This is a genomic window from Paenibacillus solisilvae (assembly GCF_042656405.1).
GTDB classification, from domain to species: Bacteria; Bacillota; Bacilli; order Paenibacillales; family Paenibacillaceae; genus Paenibacillus_Z; species Paenibacillus_Z solisilvae.
In genome coordinates, this window is record NZ_JBHSOW010000003.1 from 1 (window position 1) to 3,092 (window position 3,092).

Sequence of the window (3,092 nt, forward strand, 5' to 3'; positions counted from 1 at the left end):
AGTCACCCCACCATCGATGACACTTGCAATCCATTGATCTGTCATTGCTAAACCCCATTGTATAGTTTATCTACATATTATTTTCATCTCCTTTTTAAATATTCATAACAAAAAAAAGACACTCGCAATTGAGGAGGGCACTGAAAAAGTAGTGTTTTGGAAAAAACCAAGAAAATTAGGGGTTCGAATATGACTCCAGGTACGCAAAACGAGCCTTAGAAGCGATTCTAGAGGCTCGTTTTCTTTTGCATATTTTTCTGTTCAAAAAAAGTGGCCTTTTTCAGTGCCCCCGCAATTGAGTGCCCTTATTTTCGTAGTCGGAATTGCTGGCCACGTCTTAAAGTTCTCCTACTTTAAATACTTGTCCTTTAAATATCTGCTAGCTTTAAGTAAACACTATTCACCTTGAATCTTGAAAACCATTCTAAGTTTAAAACAATGATTTCTAATGACGACCTGTTTGGGCTTGAGCAATTACGCTCCCTGTTGAAGAATAAACGAACACAACGGCTAAAGAATTATATGGATCTTTATCCCACAATTGAGCAGTATAACAGGACGTTTGCCCTTTTTCAACCACACCGTTTCCGCCGGAACTATTACAGAATGTCCTTGCATTAGAAGTGCTTGAAGTACCATTATACCGGTAAGTTCCTACATTTGCATAACCATTATACGGAGCGGCCGAATAAAACTTTACGTAACTCCAAGCCGTATGACAATAGGCACTTCCTTTGAGCTGCACATATCCAATTTTCACACCGCTTTTATAGATATATTTTGTTTCATAGGTGATGGGACTTTTATATGCACAACCTGTTGAATAAGGATTTGAATAATCATAGGATAGGGCAAACGCTTTTTCTGTTGGTGAAACCGCAAATATCAGACCAAAAACAAAAGTAAACAACACACCCACGGATATCACTTTGGACACTTTTTTCTTTAAAAACTTTTTCATTAAAATTCCTCCTCAACTCACACATAATAAAATCGTTGATACCGCCTTGCCAGTTAACAACTTTAACTTCCAGCATCTCCTCAGAGTACATACATCCACCGATTTCCATTTCCAGGTACTACTGTATCATAATGATCTGGTCAAAGTAACCGGGTTTTTGTCGAAAAGCGTTGCTCGAAGCCTCATTTTTGAAGCAAGACATATGTACCTAACTCCCTATTTTTGTGAAAAGTTACATATGACCGTGGGATACGCCCCACGGTCATATGTAGCTTGAAGAAGAACTCTCTTTTAGAGAAGTAATGGAAATCATTCAACATTTTAGTCTTTATCAATGTCCTTCCACTCAATGGTGGAAACGTTCCATGAATCGTTGATACACCGAGATCGATGTCATCAGCCAGAAACCGCTGGCCAAATATCCGGCAAACACGTCACTCGGATAATGAACGCCCAAATAAATTCGGCTTATTCCGATGGCGAGTATCAAAGTAACGCTTATCAAGATGAGCAACGTTCGCCCCCACAGAACCGGGATGTGCTTCCATAACAAAAACACCAACGCACCGTATAAGCTGAACGCTCCCATGGAATGACCGCTTGGAAATCCAAAGCCGCTCTCGGAGATGAGCCGATGAACTGTCGGCCGTTCCCGGTGAAATATGGCTTTTAGCACGACATTGAGGATTTCCGAGCCTACCAGTACCGTGATAAACAACACGAGCTCCCTTCGGTGATGCAATATATAGTGTATAAAGGTCATGGAAATGATCGTGATGATCACGACGGGCACTCCCGAGCCTATATCCGTGAAGATTTTCATCACGCGTGTCCACTCCACGCTTTCCTTACCCTGAATATACCGGGTAACGGAAGCATCGAACGCATTGATATTCTTATCGCCAACCAGTATGGCAACTACTCCAAAGCCGAGTGTAAACAGAAGATTGAATACGAACGCTCTCGACAGACTTTGCGGTAATCTCATGAGGCTCTTTCCTTTCATATAATGAAGTGCAAGGTACATTTTGAGTCGATTCTTATCGATTTATCATGAATAGTATAATCCCTCACGCTGTCTGCCATTCCTTTTCTCATTGGGACAAGTTGAGTTCAACAACCGATTTATTATGGACGGCAAATTGTGTAATTCCCCATCGACTCTAATAAAAGGGGCTGTCCCAAAAGTCATCGAAGATGACCGAGGGATTGCCCCTTGGTATTTTTAAACCAAAAAGAAACCGTTCTTTGGTAAAATGGAAGTGCGACCCACCATTTACGAAAGGAACGGATTCTTTGTACATTCAATATACCATGGACCAACTTACCCTGCCAATGGACTTGGAGGAAGACATTCCCGAAAATCACCTCGTTCGCGTCGTCAACGCAGCTGTTAATCGCCTCAGCGACGACCTCTTTGCAGACGCTTATCCCGGCGGTGGCCGAGATAGCTATCATCCCAAAATGCTTACCAAAGTCATTATTTATGCCTACATGCAGCGAATGTACTCATCTCGCCAAATCGCTAAAGCTGTTCGCGAAAACATCATGTTCATGTGGATTGCAGGTCGACAACGGCCGAATTTTCGTACACTCAATCGTTTTCATTCCGAGCGGATGAAGACGGTCTTGCAAAGCGTGTTTACAGCGGTGCTTCAGTTTCTGGCTGAGGAGAACTACTTAAAGCTAGAGCATTATTTTGTCGACGGTACGAAAATAGAAGCCAACGCCAATCGGTATACCTTTGTCTGGGGCAAAGCTGTTGTGAAGCAAAAGATGAAGTTACAGGAGAAAGTTCAGAGCTTGTTCGCCACGATTGAAGCGGCTGAAGAGCAAGAGGACCATGAGCATAGTGGGAAAGACCTCCTTGAACTCGGTGAGACGACGCAGATCACCAGTGAAAAGCTGGAGAATGCCGTCCAGCAATTGGATTTGCAGCTTCAAGAGAAACCCAAGGATAAACCGCTAAAGAAGGCGGTGCGCTCACTCCGTAAAGACCTGCTCCCACGCCTGCAAAAGTACGAGAGTCAACAGGCCATTCTTGGAGAACGCAATAGCTTCAACAAGACCGATAAGGATGCTACGTTTATGCGGATGAAAGAGGATCACATGCGCAACGGCCAGCTCAAGC

The 3,092-nt window shown here is 43.1% G+C and carries 3 protein-coding genes; 1 reads left to right on the forward strand and 2 read right to left on the reverse strand.

The genetic code is table 11. The features are described from left to right. Positions 1 to 445: 445 nt before the first annotated feature. Positions 446 to 961: a DUF2690 domain-containing protein gene (locus tag ACFPYJ_RS00345; protein ID WP_379186043.1), complete on the reverse strand. Its 516-nt coding sequence runs from the start codon at positions 959 to 961 to the stop codon at positions 446 to 448. A gap of 346 nt (positions 962 to 1,307) precedes the next feature. Continuing rightward, the gene (locus ACFPYJ_RS00350) at positions 1,308 to 1,949 is read right to left on the reverse strand and encodes a phosphatase PAP2 family protein (RefSeq protein ID WP_379186044.1); all 642 of its coding nucleotides are present in this window, start codon (positions 1,947 to 1,949) and stop codon (positions 1,308 to 1,310) included. A 308-nt stretch (positions 1,950 to 2,257) separates the two neighbouring features. Here ACFPYJ_RS00350 and ACFPYJ_RS00355 point away from each other — a divergent pair. Further along, positions 2,258 to 3,092: transposase (locus tag ACFPYJ_RS00355; RefSeq protein ID WP_465263347.1), on the forward strand; the 835-nt coding region annotated here is incomplete at its 3' end.